This window comes from Variovorax sp. 01N425 (genome assembly GCF_056399465.1).
On the sequence record NZ_JBFTRJ010000001.1, the window covers coordinates 137,092 to 154,371 of the forward strand.

At 67.9% G+C, this 17,280-nt stretch carries 18 protein-coding genes; 14 read left to right on the top strand and 4 right to left on the bottom strand.

Annotated elements, in window-relative coordinates; translation table 11 throughout:
* Window positions 1-9: 9 nt before the first annotated feature.
* Window positions 10-3,237, bottom strand: coding sequence for an Rne/Rng family ribonuclease (locus AC1DSC_RS00645; RefSeq protein ID WP_062362790.1), 3,228 nt, complete (start codon window positions 3,235-3,237; stop codon window positions 10-12).
* A 559-nt stretch (window positions 3,238-3,796) separates the two neighbouring features.
* Here AC1DSC_RS00645 and AC1DSC_RS00650 point away from each other — a divergent pair.
* Genes AC1DSC_RS00650 through AC1DSC_RS00665 form a run of 4 tightly spaced genes read left to right on the top strand, consistent with a single transcriptional unit; the run spans window position 3,797 to window position 7,001 of the window.
* Window positions 3,797-4,909, top strand: coding sequence for an RluA family pseudouridine synthase (locus AC1DSC_RS00650; RefSeq protein WP_012746526.1), 1,113 nt, complete (start codon window positions 3,797-3,799; stop codon window positions 4,907-4,909).
* On the top strand, window positions 4,902-5,573 hold the full coding sequence (locus AC1DSC_RS00655; protein WP_062362788.1) for an HAD family hydrolase: 672 nt from the start codon (window positions 4,902-4,904) through the stop codon (window positions 5,571-5,573). The genes AC1DSC_RS00650 and AC1DSC_RS00655 overlap by 8 nt, the downstream gene beginning before the upstream one ends.
* 10 nt (window positions 5,574-5,583) lie before the next feature.
* Entirely contained in the window at window positions 5,584-5,955 is a 372-nt protein-coding gene (locus AC1DSC_RS00660) for a Rieske (2Fe-2S) protein (RefSeq protein WP_012746528.1), read from the top strand.
* A 2-nt stretch (window positions 5,956-5,957) separates the two neighbouring features.
* Window positions 5,958-7,001: a S49 family peptidase gene (locus tag AC1DSC_RS00665; RefSeq protein ID WP_012746529.1), complete on the top strand. Its 1,044-nt coding sequence runs from the start codon at window positions 5,958-5,960 to the stop codon at window positions 6,999-7,001.
* 21 nt (window positions 7,002-7,022) lie between these two features.
* Here the strand turns inward: AC1DSC_RS00665 and AC1DSC_RS00670 are convergent, their stop codons facing one another.
* Genes AC1DSC_RS00670 through AC1DSC_RS00680 form a run of 3 tightly spaced genes read right to left on the bottom strand, consistent with a single transcriptional unit; the run spans window position 7,023 to window position 9,522 of the window.
* Window positions 7,023-8,177: an MFS transporter gene (locus tag AC1DSC_RS00670; RefSeq protein WP_062362785.1), complete on the bottom strand. Its 1,155-nt coding sequence runs from the start codon at window positions 8,175-8,177 to the stop codon at window positions 7,023-7,025.
* A gap of 2 nt (window positions 8,178-8,179) precedes the next feature.
* Window positions 8,180-8,944 (bottom strand): SAM-dependent methyltransferase, encoded by a 765-nt coding sequence (locus AC1DSC_RS00675; protein WP_478131765.1) that lies wholly within the window; start codon window positions 8,942-8,944, stop codon window positions 8,180-8,182.
* Window positions 8,941-9,522 (bottom strand): Maf family protein, encoded by a 582-nt coding sequence (locus AC1DSC_RS00680; RefSeq protein WP_018903247.1) that lies wholly within the window; start codon window positions 9,520-9,522, stop codon window positions 8,941-8,943. The genes AC1DSC_RS00675 and AC1DSC_RS00680 overlap by 4 nt, the downstream gene beginning before the upstream one ends.
* 83 nt (window positions 9,523-9,605) lie before the next feature.
* Here AC1DSC_RS00680 and AC1DSC_RS00685 point away from each other — a divergent pair, with 83 nt between their 5' ends.
* The 10 genes from AC1DSC_RS00685 (at window position 9,606) to rpoE (ending at window position 17,263) form a co-directional block, all read left to right on the top strand.
* Window positions 9,606-10,163, top strand: a complete 558-nt coding sequence (locus tag AC1DSC_RS00685; protein WP_062362782.1) for a YceD family protein — start codon at window positions 9,606-9,608, stop codon at window positions 10,161-10,163.
* Window positions 10,164-10,309: 146 nt separating this feature from the next.
* Complete coding sequence (gene rpmF / locus AC1DSC_RS00690; protein WP_007830466.1) at window positions 10,310-10,492, top strand: 50S ribosomal protein L32; 183 nt, start codon at window positions 10,310-10,312, stop codon at window positions 10,490-10,492.
* 61 nt (window positions 10,493-10,553) lie between these two features.
* Window positions 10,554-11,651, top strand: coding sequence for a phosphate acyltransferase PlsX (gene plsX / locus AC1DSC_RS00695; protein ID WP_080642485.1), 1,098 nt, complete (start codon window positions 10,554-10,556; stop codon window positions 11,649-11,651).
* Window positions 11,651-12,628, top strand: a complete 978-nt coding sequence (locus tag AC1DSC_RS00700; RefSeq protein ID WP_012746535.1) for a beta-ketoacyl-ACP synthase III — start codon at window positions 11,651-11,653, stop codon at window positions 12,626-12,628. Before plsX ends, AC1DSC_RS00700 begins: the two co-directional genes overlap by 1 nt.
* A 52-nt stretch (window positions 12,629-12,680) precedes the next feature.
* Window positions 12,681-13,634, top strand: a complete 954-nt coding sequence (gene fabD, locus AC1DSC_RS00705; RefSeq protein ID WP_062362779.1) for an ACP S-malonyltransferase — start codon at window positions 12,681-12,683, stop codon at window positions 13,632-13,634.
* A 26-nt stretch (window positions 13,635-13,660) separates the two neighbouring features.
* A complete protein-coding gene (gene fabG, locus AC1DSC_RS00710) occupies window positions 13,661-14,404 on the top strand; it encodes a 3-oxoacyl-ACP reductase FabG (protein WP_062362777.1) in 744 nt (247 codons plus the stop codon).
* A gap of 98 nt (window positions 14,405-14,502) precedes the next feature.
* Window positions 14,503-14,742, top strand: a complete 240-nt coding sequence (gene acpP, locus AC1DSC_RS00715) for an acyl carrier protein (protein ID WP_007830471.1) — start codon at window positions 14,503-14,505, stop codon at window positions 14,740-14,742.
* A 96-nt stretch (window positions 14,743-14,838) separates the two neighbouring features.
* The gene (fabF, locus tag AC1DSC_RS00720; RefSeq protein WP_012746538.1) at window positions 14,839-16,083 is read left to right on the top strand and encodes a beta-ketoacyl-ACP synthase II; all 1,245 of its coding nucleotides are present in this window, start codon (window positions 14,839-14,841) and stop codon (window positions 16,081-16,083) included.
* A 13-nt stretch (window positions 16,084-16,096) separates the two neighbouring features.
* Window positions 16,097-16,579 (top strand): hypothetical protein, encoded by a 483-nt coding sequence (locus tag AC1DSC_RS00725; RefSeq protein WP_012746539.1) that lies wholly within the window; start codon window positions 16,097-16,099, stop codon window positions 16,577-16,579.
* A 9-nt stretch (window positions 16,580-16,588) separates the two neighbouring features.
* On the top strand, window positions 16,589-17,263 hold the full coding sequence (rpoE, locus tag AC1DSC_RS00730) for an RNA polymerase sigma factor RpoE (protein ID WP_012746540.1): 675 nt from the start codon (window positions 16,589-16,591) through the stop codon (window positions 17,261-17,263).
* The last annotated feature ends 17 nt before the right edge of the window (window positions 17,264-17,280 follow it).

The following is a 17,280-nucleotide window of genomic DNA, read 5'->3' on the forward strand; positions in this document are numbered from 1 at the left end:
GCTTCTTCTTCAGTTCACGCCTTGCGCATCGGAAGGTGCCTTTTCGAACGGCAGCGTCATCGCGCCGAGTTCGCGGCGGGTTTCAACCAGCACCAGCGGACCGTCGTCGAGCACGATCGCAGGCGGGCGCTCGCGCGGCACGTGCACCGGCTTCGGCTCGGCCGCGATCGCTGCGCGGGCCTGTGCAATGCGCTCGGCATCCGAGTTCACCCACTGCAGGCCCGAGCTCTCGGCGATCTGCGCGAGTTCGCTCAGCGGCAGCTCGAAGGGTTGCACCTTCGGAAGTGCACGGCCGTTGGCTGCAGCCGCGGGCTTGCTGCTGCTGCTCTCGACGGCGACAGGCGCCGCCGCGACTGCAGCGACCGTGGCTGCGGGAGCTGCGGGAGCGGCTGCGGCCGGGCGATCGAAGTAGCTCCGTGGTGCCGGTTCGCGTGCTTCTTCTTCGCGCACTGCGGCGCGTTCGGCCGTTGCCGGCGGCTGGGGCTGCTGGCGTGCCGGTGCTTCGCCCGCCTCGGCGTTGTCGGCCGATGCGCCGGCCACGCTGGCTTCGCTGTCGTCGCGCGGACCGCGCTCGCGGCGGTCGCGGCCGTAGCGGTCGCGCGAACGGCCGCGGCGCTCTTCGCCTTCGCGGCGCGGTGCCTGCTGCTCGCCGCTGCTGGCTTCGCCTTCATTGGCGGGTGCCATTTCGGCGGCCTCGGCGATGCGGATGTCGGCTTCGTCGAGATTGGCCGGTGCCGCTTCGCCGTTGGCGAAACGCGGCTGGCCTTCGCTGCGGCGCTCGCGGCGGCCATCGCTGCGCTCGCCTCGCGGCGCGCGCTCTTCGCGGCCACCGCGCGGGGTGCGTTCGGCCTGCGTGCCGTCCTGCGCGGCCACGTTGTCGCCGCCGGAGGCATCGCGCGGTGCATCGGTGCCATTGCGCTCGCCGCGTTCGGTCCGTTCACCGCGTTCGCCACGGTCCCGGCGTTCGCCGCGGCCGCGGGGCGCGCGTTCTGCCGGCGCATTGCCTTCATCGCCGGCGGGTGCGCCCGATGCCAGCTGCTGGGCTTCGAGGCTGCCGTCGATCGGCTCGGCCGATGCCGGCCGTGCCTCGCGGCCTTCGCCTTCGCGGCGCTCGCCGCGGCCACCGCGGCGCTGTTCGCCGTCGCGCGGGCCGCGTGCTTCACGGGGCTCGCGAGGTTCGCGGAGCTCGCGCGGTTCGCGCTGTTCACGGGGCTCGCGTTGTTCGCGCGGCTGGGCGGCTGCTTCGCTGCGGATCTCGCTGCCGCGTCCTTCGCGGCGCTCGCCACCGCGGCCGCCGCGGCGTTCGCCGTCGCGGCCACCGGAGCGGCTGCCGTTTTCACCGCGGCCTTCGCCGCCGCGGCCACCGCGGCGCTGTTCGCCATCGCGGGCGCCGCGCGCTTCGCCGTCGCGGCCCGGGCGGCCGCCGTCACGTCGCGTGGGCTTCGGAGGCTCGACCGGGATCACGGCCGGTGCGGGTGCCGGTGCCGGCGTGCCGCCGAACCAGCTCTTGATGCGGGCGAAGAAGCCGGTCTCGGCCGGTGCCGGTGCGCTCGCGACGGGCGGCGCGACCGGTGCCGGGGCCACGGCGGCCGGCGCGCGCACCGGTTCGGGCCGGGGCGGCACCACGGGCGCGGGCGCATCGGGCAGCACGCCCTTGATGACCGGCGTCTGCTTGTTGGTGGGCTCCTGCGAGCGGCGCGTGACCGAGGTCGGGTCCTCGATCTCGTCGGCCATCTTGTAGCTGGCTTCGATGTGGTCCAGACGCGGGTCGTCGTGCTTCAGGCGCTCGAGCTTGTAGTTCGGCGTTTCGAGCGTCTTGTTGGGCACCATCAGCACGGTGACGCGCTGCTTGAGCTCGATCTTGGCGATCTCGGGGCGCTTTTCGTTCAGCAGGAACGAGGCCACCTCGACCGGCACCTGCACGTGCACGGCGGCCGTGTTGTCCTTCAGGCACTCCTCCTGGATGATGCGCAGGATCTGCAGCGCGCTCGATTCGGTGTCGCGGATGTGGCCCGAGCCGCCGCAGCGCGGGCAGGGGATCGACGAGCCTTCGCTGAGCGCCGGCTTCAGGCGCTGGCGGCTCATTTCCATCAGGCCGAACTTGCTGATCGAGCCGAACTGCACGCGGGCGCGGTCTTGGCGCAGCGCGTCGCGCAGGCGGCTTTCGACTTCGCGGCGGTTCTTCGACTCGTCCATGTCGATGAAGTCGATGACGATCAGGCCGCCCAGGTCGCGCAGGCGCATCTGGCGGGCCACTTCGTCGGCGGCTTCGAGGTTGGTGCGGGTGGCCGTTTCCTCGATGTCGCCGCCCTTGATGGCGCGGGCCGAGTTCACGTCGACCGAGACCAGCGCCTCGGTGTGGTCGATCACGATGGCGCCGCCCGAGGGCAGCTGCACGGTGCGCGCATAGGCCGATTCGATCTGGTGCTCGATCTGGAAGCGGCTGAACAGCGCGGCGTCGTCGCGGTAGCGCTTCACGCGGGCGGCATGCTCGGGCATGACGTGCGCCATGAACTGCTGCGCCTGCTCGTAGATGTCGTCGGTGTCGATCAGGATGTCGCCGATGTCGTGATTGAAGTAGTCACGGATCGCGCGGATGACGAGCGAGGATTCCTGGTAGATCAGGAAGGCGCCCTTGCCGCCCTTGGCCGCGCCGTCGATGGCGCTCCACAGCTTGAGCAGGTAGTTCAGGTCCCACTGGAGTTCGGGCGCCGAGCGGCCGATGCCGGCGGTGCGCGCGATGATGCTCATGCCCTTGGGGTACTCGAGCTGGTCCATCGCCTCCTTGAGTTCGGCACGGTCGTCGCCCTCGATGCGCCGGCTCACGCCGCCGCCGCGCGGGTTGTTGGGCATCAGCACCACATAGCGCCCGGCCAGCGAAATGAAGGTGGTGAGGGCCGCGCCCTTGTTGCCGCGTTCTTCCTTCTCGACCTGGACGACCAGTTCCTGGCCTTCCTTGATGACGTCCTGGATGCGCGCCTGGTTGGCGGAAACGCCTTCGGCGAAGTATTGCTTGGAGATTTCCTTGAACGGCAGGAAGCCGTGGCGGTCTTCGCCGTAGTCGACGAAACAGGCTTCGAGCGAAGGCTCGACGCGCGTGACGACGGCCTTGTAGATGTTGCCCTTGCGCTGTTCGCGCCCTTCGATCTCGATTTCGTAGTCGAGGAGCTTTTGCCCGTCGACGATGGCCAGGCGGCGTTCTTCGGCCTGCGTGGCATTGATCAGCATCCGCTTCATGATGCGTTGTCCTTATATGTATCGTTCTACAGGCCCATGACGGGCCAACGATGCACGGACGACGCCCGCGAAACGAGGGGAATTGCCGCTTGGCCCCGGATGTTGTCGCTGCCGCGCCGAGCGCGGACAGGCCTCTTGAGCGTCAGCTCAGGAAGACAGCCGGGGTGGGGGCGCGTGGATGGGCGCGAGCCAGGTTCGGTGTTGAGCAGCTATCTTATTGATAGCTGGTTGCGCAATGGTGGCGCGCGGTGCGGATGACTCAATGCCTGAGGCCGCTGGCAGAAGCCAGGTGGGCCAGCGCAGGCACATTTGAATCAGCAGCATCAACACAAGGGACTCGCTTCGATCCGCCGGCAGCTTGGAAGCTGCAGGCTGGGTATTCCGTATCGGTGTTTCGTGGGTGTCGGCTTGACTTGGGCGCCACGCCTGCCACTTTGCGCAATTGCGCGGGGTTTGCAGGTTCGGCGCCAAAGCGGCATCGACCTCGCAGCATGGTCCTGGGCGTTTGACTGCAGTGATCTAAACTTCTGTCTAATCAAGCACTTACACGACCGCGCTGGTGAAAAACATTATAGGTGCGAAGCAAGGCCCCGCGGCCGCTCCAAATCCCGCAGTTCCAGGCCCCGCAGTCCAAAAGGCTGCGGCGGAGGCCGGCGCGCCGCATGCGGCCATCAAGTTCATCACCGTCGATGCGGAATCCGCGGGCCAGCGGCTCGACAACTTCCTGTTTCGCCATCTGAAGGGCGTGCCCAAGACGCATGTCTACCGGATCATCCGCTCGGGCGAGGTGCGCATCAACAAGGGGCGGGCGCAGGCCGAGACCCGCATCGAGGCCGGCGACGTGCTGCGGCTGCCTCCCATCCGGATATCGCCGCGCGCCGAAGAGGGCGCCACGCCGCCCGCGCCGGCGCGCGAATTCCCGGTGCTGCTGGAGGACGACGCGGTGCTGGCCATCGACAAGCCCGCCGGCGTGGCCGTGCATGGCGGCAGCGGCGTGAGCTTTGGCGTGATCGAGCAATTGCGCACGGCGCGCCCGGGCGCCAAGTTCCTGGAGCTGGTGCACCGGCTCGACCGCGAGACCTCGGGCATCCTGCTGGTGGCCAAGAAGCGCAGCGCGCTGGTGGCGCTGCAGGACCAGTTCCGCGAACGCGAGACCGGCAAGACCTACCTTGCGCTGGTCGAGGGCGCCTGGCCCGCCAACAAGAAGGTGCTCGATGCGCCGCTCGCCAAGTACCTGCTGCCGGGTGACGGCGCGGGCGCCGGCGAGCGCCGCGTGCGGGTGGTCGCCAAGGACCATCCCGATGCCATGCGGGCCGTGACGCTGGTGCGCGTGCTGGCGCGGCTCACGCTGCCGGGTGACGCCGCGCCGCTGTCGCTGCTGGCGGTCACCATCAAGACCGGCCGCACCCACCAGATCCGCGTGCACCTTGCATCGGCCGGCCATGCGATTGCGGGCGACGACAAGTACGGCGACTTCGAGCGCCAGCGCGTGTTGCAAAAGCTCGGCCTCAAGCGCATGTTCCTGCATGCCTGGCGGCTGCAGTTCAACCACCCCGCCACCGGCGAGCGCGTGGCGCTGCAGGCCGGCCTGCCCCCTGAACTGCATGCGTTGATGCCGCCCCAGGCGATCGAAGCGCTCGCCCAACATCCCACTCCCACGGCCAATGACTGATTCCTCCAGACCCCTGCGCTTCGACCTGATCGCCTTCGATTGGGACGGCACGCTCTACGACTCCACACGGCTCATCGTGCGCTGCATCCAGGCGGCGGTGATCGACGTCGGCGGCGCCAAGCCGAGCGAGAACGATGCCGCATGGGTGATCGGCCTGGGCCTGGCCGAGGCTCTTGCGCGCGCCGCGCCCGACGTGCCGAAGGAAAAATACGCCGAGCTCGGCGCCCGTTACCGCTACCACTATCTGCAGCACCAGGACGACCTCGTGCTGTTCGACGGCGTGCTGCAGATGATCGATGCGCTGCGCGCGCGCGGCCACAAGCTTGCGGTGGCCACGGGCAAGTCGCGCCGCGGCCTGAACGAGGCGCTGAAGTCGGTCGCGCTGCGCGACCGCTTCGACGCCTCGCGCACCGCCGACGAGACCTTCGGCAAGCCGCATCCGCGCATGCTGCTGGAACTCATGGAAGAACTCGAGGTGCTGCCCGAACGCACCCTGATGATCGGCGACACCACGCACGACCTGCAGCTGGCGCTCAATGCCGGCTGCCCGAGCGTGGGCGTGAGCTACGGCGCGCACGAGCCCGAGAGCTTCGATGAACTGAAGCCGCTGTTCGTCGCCCACTCGGTGGCCAGCCTGGAGGCATGGCTTCTGGAGAACGCCTGAAAATCGCGGCATGAGCGAAGAACAGCGCATTCCCCTGTGCAATGCCTCGGACCTGGTCGAAGGCAGCCGGGCCGTTCCCTTCGACGTGGTCTACGGCGGCGAAACCTGCCGGGCCTTCGCGGTGCGCTTCGAGGGGCAGCCGCATGCCTATCTCAACCGGTGCAGCCACGTGGCGATGGAACTGGATTTCCAGCCCGACCGCTTCTTCGACGACAGCGGCCAGTGGCTGCTGTGCGCCACCCATGGTGCGGTCTACCGGCCGGACACCGGCGAATGCGCCGGCGGCCCGTGCCGCGGCGGGCTCGTGAAGATCGCCCTCAGCGAACGTGACGGCGTGGTGCACTGGCATACTGCCTGGAACCTCCATCCCCTGAGCTTTTGACAATGACCGACCCGAACCGCACGGAACCCGAAGGTTTTGATCCTTTTGAGCCGGCCACCCCCATTGCGTCCTCGCAGGGCGCGCCGAGAAACATGGCCAAAGACCCCACGCAGCGTCCCGGATGGGAGCGCGCAACGCTCGAGAAACTCGCCTTCGCCTCGCTCAACGAACAAAAGGCGGCGCGCCGCTGGAAGACCTTCACGCGCCTGTCGTGGCTCGCCTTCTTCATCTTCCTGGTCTGGCTCGCGATGTCGCGCAGCACGCCGAGCACCGCCAAGACCACGGCCCACACGGCAGTGGTCGAGATCAAGGGCGAGATCGCCAACGGCGGCGACGCCAGCGCGGAATTCGTGGTCGCGGCCATGAAGACCGCGTTCGAGGACGAGGGCGCCAAGGGCATCGTGCTGCTGATCAATTCGCCGGGCGGAAGCCCCGTGCAGGCGGGCATCATCAGCGACGAGATCAAGCGCCTGAAGGCCAAGCACAAGAAGCCGATCTACGCGGTGGTCGAGGAAACCTGCGCCTCGGCCGCCTACTACATTGCCGCTGCCACCGACAAGATCTTCGTCGACAAGGCCAGCATCGTCGGCAGCATCGGCGTGCTGATGGACGGCTTCGGCTTCACCGGCGTGATGGAAAAGGTCGGCGTCGAGCGCCGGCTGCTGACGGCCGGCGAGAACAAGGGCTTCCTCGACCCGTTCAGCCCCATGAGCGATGCGCAGCGCGCCCATGCGCAGGCCATGCTGAACCAGATCCACACGCAGTTCATCAACGTGGTGAAGAACGGTCGCGGCGACCGGCTCAAGCTCGACACCCCGGGCCTTTTCAGCGGCCTCTTCTGGAGCGGCGAACAGGCCGTCGAGTTCGGCCTGGCCGACCAGCTGGGCAATGTCGACTTCGTGGCGCGTGAAGTCATCAAGGCCGAAGAGGTCACCGACTACACCCGGCGCGACAACGTGGCCGAGAAGCTCGCGAAGAAATTCGGCGCGGCCATGGGCGCGGCCACCGTGCGCTCGCTGCAGTCCGCCACGCCGGCGCTGCGCTGAGGCCGGCGGCGGCGAGGCGTCTCAGGCGCGGCGGCTCTCGTCGCCCGTGAAGCGGGCCGACGCCGCCAGCGCCGCGGCAAACACCACGACCACATAGAGCGCGGCCGTCAGCGAACTGGCCCGCGCGAGCAGCCCGATCACCGCCGGGCCGGCCATGAAACCCAGGTAGGCCACGGCCGAGACGGCGGCAATGCCGATGGCGGGCTCGACGCCGGGCACGCGCGCCGAGGCGCCGAACAGGATCGGCACCACGTTCGCAAAACCGATGCCGACGCCCGCGAAGCCGACCAGCGCGAGCCAGGGCAGGTCGGTCAGCAGCACCAGCGCCATGGCCGCCGCCGCAAGAATGCCGCTGCCGCGCAGCAGCGCCGTCGGCGAGAAGCGCGCGCGCAGGGCGTCGCCGCCGAAGCGCGCGGCCGCCATGGCGGCGGAGAAGCTCGCGTAGGCCAGCGCGGCCTGCTTTTGCGGACTGCCGAGTTCCTGCTGCATGTAGAGCACGCTCCAGTCGTAGATGGCGCCCTCGGCAATCAGGCCCAGCGCGGCGAGCACGCCAAGCACCGCCAGCGTGCCGCGGGGCAGCCGGAAGCGATGGTCTGCCGGGGCCGCATCGCTCGCAACGGGCGGCTTGGGCAGCATGTGCATCGAGGAGCAGGCAACCACCAGCACCATCGCCGCCGCCACCCAGAGCAGATGCGCCTGTGCGCCGAGCCCGGCTGCCAGCGCTGCGCTGCCGCTCGCGGCGCCGGCCATGCCGCCCAGGCTGAACATGCCGTGCATGCCGCTCATCAGGGGCTTGCCGCCGCGCAGCTCGAGCTGCGCCGCCTCGGTGTTGATGGCCACGTCGAACACGCTGGTCACAAGGCCGAAGGCCGCCAGCAACGCCAAAAGAAAAGGATAGCCCGGCATCGCGATCAGGCCGGCGAGCAGCAGGGCGTAGATAGAGCCGCAGAGCGCAGCCATGCGCCGCGGGCCGTGGCGGCCGATCCAGCGGCCGGCGCTGGTCAGCCCGAACATCGCGCCGGCGCCGGCCGCGAGCAGCGCCAGCCCGAGCTCGGCCTCGTCGATGCCGTAGTGCGCCTTGACCGTCGGAACGTGGACGCCCCAGGTCGCAAAGATGAATCCGGACGAAAAGAATTGCGCACGCGAGGCCCAGCGCGTGCCGGCGGTCACTCCCATCGTCAACGCCCGATCGCGAACACGGCAGGCAGGCGTTCGTCCAATGTGCCCGGCTGCGCCTTGGCGCGCCAGGATTTCACGGTTTCGCTGCGCACGTGGGCGCTGGCGAGCGTGAGGCCGCGCGCCACCGCGAGCCGGGTGTTGTGCTGCAGCGTCTGCACCAGCGCCTGCAGCAGCGCCGCGTTGCGATAGGGCGTCTCGATGAACAGCTGCGTCTGGCCTGTCTTGAGCGCCAGCGCCTCGAGCTCGCGGATGCGCACCTGGCGCTCGCCGGCGTCCTGCGGCAGGTAGCCGACGAAGGCGAAGTTCTGCCCGTTGAGGCCGCTTGCGGCCAGTGCCAGCAGCAGCGAGACGGGGCCGGTGAGCGGCACCACGGCAATGCCCAGGTCGTGCGCGGCGCGCGCCACCGAGGAGCCGGGATCGGCCACCGCCGGCATGCCGGCCTCGCTCAGCAGGCCGATGTCGTGGCCTTCGAGCGCGGCGGCCAGCAGCGGCCGGGCGTCGAACTGGCCGGCGTGGTCGCCCTTCTTGTGCACCTCGCGCGGCAGTTCGCGGATGTCCTGCGCCTGCAGCGGCGCCGCCAGCGGCGCGACGGCATCGATCCGCTTCAGGTAGGCGCGGGCCGACTTGGCGTTCTCGCAGATCCAGTGGGTGATCCCGGCAGCGGCCTGGATCGTGCCCAGGGACAGGGCGTCCTGCAGCGGCGCCTGGGTGTCGCAGCCGAAGTCGAGCGGCGCGGGAACGAGGTAGAGCTTGCCGTGCGTCACAGGAGTTCGACCCCCGCGGCGCGCAGCATCCGGCAGGTGCGGATCAAGGGCAGGCCGACCAGGGCCGTCGGGTCGTCGCTGTCGATCGCGCTCAGCAGGGCGATGCCGAGGCCCTCGCTCTTCGCGCTGCCTGCGCAATCGTAGGGCTGCTCGGCCTGCAGGTACTGCTCGATGGCCGCGTCGCTGAGTTCGCGGAACACCACCCGCACCGGCGCCAGGTCGCGCTGGACGAAACCGGTGGCCTCGCAGACGACGGCCACCGCGGTCTGGAACACCAGCGTCTGGCCGCGCATCCGGCGCAGCTGGGCCGTGGCGCGCGCGTGGTCGCCGGGCTTGCCGAGCGCCTCGCCCGCCAGCTCGGCCACCTGGTCCGAGCCGATGACCACGGCTTCGGGAAAGCGGGCGGCCACGGCGCGGGCCTTTTCGAGCGCCAGCCGCTCGGCCAGCTCGCGCGGCGTTTCACCGTCCAGCGCCGTTTCGTCGACTTCAGGCGGTTGTACATCGAAGGGCAGGTGCAGGCGGTTCAGCAGTTCGCGCCGGTAGCGCGAGGTCGAGGCGAGGATCAAGGGGCGTTGCATGGGCCAGATTGTGCGGGAGCCGCGCAAAACCCTCAGGCATGCCTTTGGGGCGGTGAAGCGGCCGGCGCGCTAGACTGGCGTGGATGAAGAGAGAATTTGCCCCCCAACGGCTCGACGTGGCCGGCTTTGCCGCCGCTGCCGCCACCCTTGGCGCCACCGACCCGGTGCCCAACTGTGTGCGCCTTGCCGCCGAACTGGCGGCCCCGGCGCCCGATGCCGTGGTCCGCTGGACGGCGACCGGCGAAGAGCGCCCGGGCGCCGATGGCAAAGCCGTGCCCTGGCTCCATCTGGAAGCCGACGCGACCGTGCCGCTGACCTGCCAGCGCTGCCTGACGCCTGTGGAGACGCCATTGGTGGTGGACCGCTGGTTCCGTTTCGTCGCCGACGAGGCGACGGCGGAAGCCGAAGACGAGGAATCCGAGGAAGACCTGCTCGTCGTGAGCCGGGACTTCGACCTGCCCACCCTGATCGAAGACGAACTCCTGATGGAGATTCCCGTCATGCCCGTGCACGAGGTCTGCCCGGTCCCGGTGCGGCTCTCGTCCAGCGACGACGACTTCCAGGCGGCCGAAGAGGCCAAGCCGAACCCTTTCGCGGTGCTCGGGGCGTTGCGTTCGCGCAAGCCGGAAGAGGGCAAGTAGCCCTTTCTCGGCACCTGGGCTATAATCATGGGCTTCGCGCGCGCCGCCGTGAGCAGCAAGACAGGTAAGGGCATTCCATGCATGCCCCTGGATTGCCACCGCAAGAGAGCGCATCCAATCACTCACCTAACAGTCCAGGAGCCATCATGGCCGTCCAGCAAAACAAGAAGTCGCCTTCCAAGCGCGGCATGCACCGTTCCCACAATGCGCTGGTCGTGCCCGGCATTGCCGTTGAGCCGACCACTGGCGAAACGCACCTGCGCCACCACATCAGCCCCAACGGTTTCTACCGTGGCCGCCAGGTGCTCAAGAACAAGTCCGAAGCCTGATCTCGCATCCCAAGGCCGAGGCCCGAAGCTACTTTTGCCGTAGCGTCGGGCCTTTGTTTTGATGGCTACGCCTTCTTCCCCCGAATCCACTGCTGCGCCTTCCGCAATCACGCTCGCCGTGGATTGCATGGGAGGCGATCATGGGCCGCGCGTCACGCTTGCGGCCTGCCGCGCGTTCCTCGAGCGGCACAGCGAAGCCTCGTTGCTGCTGGTTGGTGCGCCGGCGGCGCTGGCGGGCTTTGCTGCGCATCCGCGTGCCCGCATCGTCGCGGCCAGCGAAGTGGTGGGCATGGATGACCCGATCGAAATCGCCCTGCGCAAGAAGAAGGATTCTTCGATGCGCATCGCGATCCAGCAGGTCAAGGATGGCGCCGCCCAGGCGGCCATCTCGGCCGGCAACACGGGCGCCCTCATGGCCATTGCCCGCTACCTGCTCAAGACGCTCGAAGGCATCGACCGCCCCGCCATCGCGCCCCAGCTTCCAAACGCCAAGGGCGGCGCCACCACGGTGCTCGACCTGGGTGCCAACGTCGACTGCGACGCGGAAGACCTGCTCCAGTTCGCGGTGCTCGGTTCCGCGCTGGTATCGGCGCTCACGGGCAACGAGGCGCCTTCGGTCGGCCTGCTCAACATCGGCGAAGAAGCCATCAAGGGCAGCGAAACAATCAAAAAGGCCAGCCAACTGCTGCGTACGGCTGCCAACTCGAAGGATCTGAACTTCTACGGCAACGTCGAAGGTAACGATATTTTCAAGGGCACGACAGATATCGTCGTATGTGACGGTTTTGTCGGAAATGTGGCACTGAAGGCCAGCGAAGGCGTGGCCTCGATGATCGGCGAGTTCATTCGCGTCGAATTCTCGCGGAGCATTTTCACGAAGGCCGCAGCAATTGTTGCCTATCCGGTTCTAAAAGCGTTTAAAAACCGGCTCGATCACCGTCGCTACAACGGAGCGGCGCTGCTGGGCCTGCGCGGCCTGGTTTTCAAGAGCCATGGCTCGGCTGACGAAGTGGCTTTCGGGCATGCGCTGGATCGCGCTTATGATGCCGCTCGCAACAACCTGCTCGATCGCGTGCGGGCCCGCATCGCTCACGCCGCGCCATTGCTCGCGCGGCAGGAGCCCGCGGTGCCAGCCGACGCGACGGCCCTTCACGTTTGATGAGCTCTTATTCACGCATCACCGGCACCGGCAGCTACCTGCCGCCGCGCCGGGTGACCAATGACGACCTTGCCAAGGAATTGGCAACGCGCGGCATCGAAACCTCGGACCAGTGGATCGTCGAGCGCACCGGCATCCACGCGCGGCACTTCGCGGCGCCCGAGGTCACGAGCAGCGATCTCGCCCTCGAGGCCGCGAGGCACGCACTCGAAGCCGCGGGCCGCAAGGCCGAAGACATCGACCTGATCATCGTCGCGACCTCGACGCCGGACATGGTGTTTCCGTCGTCGGCGGCCATTCTCCAGAACAAGCTCGGCGTGGCCGGCTGCCCGGCTTTCGACGTCCAGGCGGTCTGCAGCGGCTTCGTCTATGCGCTGACCGTGGCCGACGCGATGATCCGCACCGGCACCGCGCGCTGCGCGCTGGTGGTGGGCGCCGAAGTGTTCTCGCGCATCCTCGATTTCAACGACCGCACCACCTGCGTGCTGTTCGGCGACGGCGCCGGCGCCGTGGTGCTCGAGGCCAGCGAGGAGCCGGGCATCCTGGCGAGCGACCTGCATGCGGACGGCAAGCACGTCGGCATCCTTTGCGTGCCGGGCCACGTCTCCGGCGGCAACGTGCTGGGCACGCCGCTGCTGCACATGGACGGACAGGCCGTGTTCAAGCTCGCGGTGCGCGTGCTCGAGGACGCCGCGCGTGCCACGCTCGCAAAGGCGGGCAAGACCGAGGCCGACATCGACTGGCTCATTCCGCACCAGGCCAACATCCGCATCATGGAAGGCACGGCCAAGAAGCTGAAGCTTCCGCGCGAAAAACTCATCGTCACCGTCAACGAGCATGGCAACACCTCGGCCGCCTCGATTCCGCTGGCGCTCGACGAGGCCGTGCGGTCCGGCAAGGTGAAGAAGGGCGAAACCGTCATGCTGGAAGGCGTGGGCGGCGGCTTCACCTGGGGCGCGGTGCTATTGAATCTGTAGTGCATGGCAATGCCCCTTCGGGCTGCGATGCGACACGACGCTTTTGATAAAAATGAAATCCTTTGCTTTTGTCTTCCCGGGCCAGGGCTCCCAGGCCGTCGGCATGCTCGATGCGTGGGGCGATCACCCGGCCGTGGCCGAAACCCTGCGCGAAGCCTCCGAAGCACTGGGCGAAGACATCGGCGGGCTGATCAAGAACGGCCCGAAGGAAGAACTGGCGCTGACCACCAACACCCAGCCGGTGATGCTTGTGGCTGGCGTCGCCGCGTGGCGCGCCTGGCTGGCCGAAGGCGGGCCCACCCCGTCGGTGGTGGCGGGACATTCGCTCGGTGAATATTCGGCGCTGGTTGCGTCCGGCGTGCTGACGCTCGCGCAGGCCGCGCCGCTGGTGCGTTTTCGCGCGCGGGCCATGCAGCAGGCCGTGCCGGTCGGCGTGGGCGCCATGGCGGCGGTGCTGGGCATGGAAGCCGCCAAGGTGGTGGCGGGCTGCGCGGAAGCCACGGCGTCCTTCGGTGCAGGCAGCGCCGAGATCGTCGAGGCGGTGAATTTCAACGATCCGATGCAGACCGTGATCGCCGGCAGCAAGGCAGCCGTCGACAAGGCCTGCGAGCTGCTCAAGGCCGGCGGGGCCAAGCGCGCGCTGCTGCTGCCGGTGTCGGCGCCATTCCATTCGAGCCTGATGAAGCCGGCCGCCGAGGCGCTGCGCGAAAAGCTCGCCACCCTCACATTGGCGCCCCCGCAGATTCCGGTGCTGAACAACATCGACGTGGCGGTCGAGACCGATCCCGCGCGCATCCGCGACGCCCTGGTGCGCCAGGCCGCCGGCCCGGTTCGCTGGGTCGAAAGCGTGCAGGCCTTGAAACTGCGCGGCGTAGCCTCCATCATCGAGTGCGGGCCGGGCAAGGTGCTGGCCGGCATGGTCAAGCGCATCGCCCCCGAGCTGGAAGCCGCGTCGGTGTACGACCCGGCAACGCTCGCGGACACCCGACAATCGCTCGCCGGCTGAACGGTGCGGGCCCAGACACTTCTTTTATGAGCATTCCCAAATTCGAAGGGCAGGTCGCCCTGGTCACCGGCGCATCGCGCGGCATCGGCGCGGCCATCGCGCTCGAGCTCGCGCAGCGCGGCCTCAAAGTGGTCGGCACCGGCACCACCGACGACAGCGCCGCCAAGATCACTTCGGCGCTCAGCGCCTTCGACGGCCGCGGGCGTGCGCTCGACGTGAACGACGCCGTCGCGGTCGAGGCGCTGATCGACGAGATCGTGAAGGCCTACGGCGCGATCCACGTGCTGGTCAACAACGCCGGCATCACGCGCGACACGCTCGCCATGCGCATGAAGGACGACGACTGGGACGCGGTGCTCGACACCAATCTCAAGGCCGTCTTCCGCCTCTCGCGCGCGGTGATCCGCCCGATGATGAAGCAGCGCTACGGCCGCATCATCAGCATCACGAGCGTGGTGGGGGCGTCCGGCAATGCCGGCCAGGCCAACTACGCGGCAGCCAAGGCCGGCGTGGCGGGCATGACCCGCGCACTGGCGCGCGAGCTGGGCAGCCGCAGCATCACGGTCAACTGCGTGGCGCCGGGCTTCATCGAAACCGACATGACGGCCAGCCTGCCCGAGGCGCAGCAGCAGGCGCTGCTGCAGCAGATCCCGCTGGGCCACCTGGGCAAGCCGGCTGACATCGCGCATGCCGTGGCCTATCTCGCGTCGCCCCAGGCGTCCTACGTGACGGGGCAGGAACTGCACGTCAACGGCGGCATGCACATGTAGCCGCAAGGCGCAATCTTTTCCCGTACCGGGCGCACGGCAAATGCCACAATGCGCCCGGCTAAAATCCACTGTTACCTACAACCCTCAGAGGGAACCAAATGAGCGATATCGAAGCACGTGTCAAGAAAATCATCGCCGAGCAGCTCGGCGTGGAAGAGTCCCAAGTAACCAACGAGAAGGCCTTCGTGGCCGACCTCGGTGCAGACTCGCTCGACACGGTCGAACTGGTGATGGCACTCGAAGACGAATTCGGCATCGAAATTCCCGACGAAGACGCCGAGAAGATCACCACGGTGCAAAACGCCGTCGACTACGCCACCAAGAATCAAAAGGCCTGATCGGCCAGCTGACACTGCAACGACGGCCGGCGGCCCTTTTTTCAACCGCCCGCGCCGCTCGGCAGCTGTTCAGCGCTTCCAGAAAGGTTTGCCGGCATGACCAAACGCCGCGTCGTCGTGACCGGACTCGGTTGCATCGCTCCTGTCGGAAACACCGCAGCCGAATCCTGGGCCAATCTGCTGGCCGGGAAGTCGGGCATTGCGAACATCACCGCGTTCGATGCAAGCGCCTTCGCCTGCAAGTTCGCCGGTGAGGTCAAGGGTTTCGACATCACCCAATACATCTCGGAGAAGGAAGCGCGCCACATGGACCGCTTCATTCATCTGGGGCTTGCCGCCGCCATCCAGGCGGTGCAGGACAGCGGACTGCCGACCGGCGAAGCGCTGTCCTATGAAGAAGCCGTGCGCATCGGCTGCAACATCGGCTCGGGCATCGGCGGCCTGCCGATGATCGAAGAGACGCACGGCGAATACGCGAGTCGCGGCCCACGCCGCATCTCGCCGTTCTTCGTGCCGGCTTCCATCATCAACATGATCTCGGGCCACGTCTCGATCAAGTACGGCTTCAAGGGCCCGAACATCGCCGTCGTGACCGCCTGCACCACGGGCCTGCACGCCATCGGCACGTCGGCGCGCATGATCGAATACGGCGACGCCGACGTCATGATCGCGGGCGGCGCCGAGTCGACCATTTCTCCGCTCGGCATCGGTGGCTTCACCGCGCCCCGCGCGCTGAGCACCCGCAACGACGATCCCGCCACGGCCTCGCGTCCGTGGGACAAGGACCGCGACGGCTTCGTGCTGGGCGAGGGCTCCGGCGTGCTGGTGCTCGAAGAGTACGAACACGCCAAGGCGCGCGGCGCCAAGATCTATGCGGAAGTCTCGGGCTTTGGCATGACCGGCGACGCGTACCACATGACCGCGCCCGACGTCGACGGCCCGCGCCGTTCGATGGCCATGGCGTTGGCCAATGCGGGCGTCAACCCCGACGAGGTCCAGTACCTGAATGCGCACGGCACCTCCACGCAGATCGGCGACGTCAACGAGACCAATGCGGTCAAGCTGGCTTTCGGCGATCACGCGAAGAAGCTCGTCGTCAACTCGACCAAATCGATGACCGGCCACCTGCTGGGCGGCGCCGGCGGCATCGAATCGGTGTTCACGGTGCTCGCGCTGCATCACCAGAAGAGCCCGCCGACCATCAACATCTTCAACCAGGACCCGGAGTGCGACCTCGACTATTGCGCCAACCAGGCGCGCGATCTGAAGATCGATGTCGCGGTCAAGAACAACTTCGGCTTCGGCGGCACCAACGGCACGCTGGTGTTCAAGCGCGTTTGAATCTTGCTCTTCCATGTACAGCGCACCCTCGGTGACCTATCCGGTGGGGCGCTCGCGCGGTGCGACCCGGATCCTGATTGCCACCTGGGCCCTGGGCGCCTGCTGCGCAGGTCTCTCGTGCTTTTTGATCGATAGCGTTGGCTGGCGCCAGCTGCTGCTGGTCCTGAGCGTGCTGTTTTCCGGCGTTGCGGCCGGACTCGGGCTGCGAAGCGACGGTGCCGCGGTGCTGCACTTCGACGGCCTGTGCTGGAGCCTGACGGGCGCCGATCATGGCCGGGCCGTTCATGCGGCGCGCGCCGCCGTGGCGCTCGACCTGCAATCGCTGCTGCTGGTCCGCCTGACCCAGCCGGGCCGCGCCGGGCGATGGATATGGATCGAACAGCGCGCCATGCCCGAGCGCTGGCGCGATGTACGCCGTGCGGTATATTCGCGCGCCCCGTCCGCCTCGCCTGCGGGCGAGCCGTGGCGAGCAACCGCGCCTGCCGATGCGCCCTGAATCTCCCCGATGACAACTTCTCCCCCGCCAGTGCCACCGGACTCCGGCTTGCCCGATGGGTCCGCCGAGGCGCCGCGCCCGGGCGAGGTCGACCTTCAGCTGGTCCAGCGCACGGTCGCGGGCGACCAGAAGGCCTTCGAACTGCTGGTCATCAAGTACCAGCGCCGGATCGAGCGCCTGATCGGGCGCATGGTGCGCGACGTCGACCTGGTCGAGGACATCGCCCAGGAAACCTTCATCCGGGCCTACCGCGCGCTGCACCAGTTCCGCGGCGACGCCCAGTTCTACACCTGGCTCTACCGGATTGCGGTCAACACCGCCAAGAAGGCGCTGGTCGACATGAAGCGCGACCCGACCATCTCCGAAAGCGCCCTGCGGCCGTCTTCTGACGAGGACGATGAAACTTACCGCCCCGGAAACGAACCAATCAGCGACGAAACCCCCGAATCAGTCCTGGCAGCAAACGAGATCGCCCAAGTGGTCGAGGCGGCCATGGAAGCATTGCCGCCCGAATTGCGCCAGGCGGTCACCCTGCGGGAGATCGAGGGCATGAGTTACGAAGAGATCGCCGAGGTCATGGATTGCCCTATCGGCACGGTGCGCTCGCGTATTTTCCGGGCGCGTGAGGCCATTTCGGCCAGGGTCAAACCGCTGCTGGACAACCAGTCCGGCAAGCGTTGGTAGGTAAGCAGGTGAATGAA

Excerpts from the sequence above, each read along its gene's own strand:
- rpmF (WP_007830466.1), top strand. The coding sequence starts at position 10,310 with ATGGCCGTCCAGCAAAACAAGAAGTCGCCTTCCAAGCGCGGCATGCAC.
- AC1DSC_RS00700 (WP_012746535.1), top strand. The coding sequence starts at position 11,651 with ATGAGCTCTTATTCACGCATCACCGGCACCGGCAGCTACCTGCCGCCG.
- plsX (WP_080642485.1), top strand. The coding sequence starts at position 10,554 with ATGGCTACGCCTTCTTCCCCCGAATCCACTGCTGCGCCTTCCGCAATC.
- AC1DSC_RS00645 (WP_062362790.1), bottom strand. The coding sequence starts at position 3,237 with ATGAAGCGGATGCTGATCAATGCCACGCAGGCCGAAGAACGCCGCCTG.
- rpoE (WP_012746540.1), top strand. The coding sequence starts at position 16,589 with ATGACAACTTCTCCCCCGCCAGTGCCACCGGACTCCGGCTTGCCCGAT.
- fabF (WP_012746538.1), top strand. The coding sequence starts at position 14,839 with ATGACCAAACGCCGCGTCGTCGTGACCGGACTCGGTTGCATCGCTCCT.
- fabD (WP_062362779.1), top strand. The coding sequence starts at position 12,681 with ATGAAATCCTTTGCTTTTGTCTTCCCGGGCCAGGGCTCCCAGGCCGTC.
- AC1DSC_RS00680 (WP_018903247.1), bottom strand. The coding sequence starts at position 9,522 with ATGCAACGCCCCTTGATCCTCGCCTCGACCTCGCGCTACCGGCGCGAA.
- AC1DSC_RS00665 (WP_012746529.1), top strand. The coding sequence starts at position 5,958 with ATGACCGACCCGAACCGCACGGAACCCGAAGGTTTTGATCCTTTTGAG.
- AC1DSC_RS00655 (WP_062362788.1), top strand. The coding sequence starts at position 4,902 with ATGACTGATTCCTCCAGACCCCTGCGCTTCGACCTGATCGCCTTCGAT.
- AC1DSC_RS00725 (WP_012746539.1), top strand. The coding sequence starts at position 16,097 with ATGTACAGCGCACCCTCGGTGACCTATCCGGTGGGGCGCTCGCGCGGT.
- acpP (WP_007830471.1), top strand. The coding sequence starts at position 14,503 with ATGAGCGATATCGAAGCACGTGTCAAGAAAATCATCGCCGAGCAGCTC.
- AC1DSC_RS00685 (WP_062362782.1), top strand. The coding sequence starts at position 9,606 with ATGAAGAGAGAATTTGCCCCCCAACGGCTCGACGTGGCCGGCTTTGCC.
- fabG (WP_062362777.1), top strand. The coding sequence starts at position 13,661 with ATGAGCATTCCCAAATTCGAAGGGCAGGTCGCCCTGGTCACCGGCGCA.
- AC1DSC_RS00670 (WP_062362785.1), bottom strand. The coding sequence starts at position 8,177 with ATGGGAGTGACCGCCGGCACGCGCTGGGCCTCGCGTGCGCAATTCTTT.
- AC1DSC_RS00660 (WP_012746528.1), top strand. The coding sequence starts at position 5,584 with ATGAGCGAAGAACAGCGCATTCCCCTGTGCAATGCCTCGGACCTGGTC.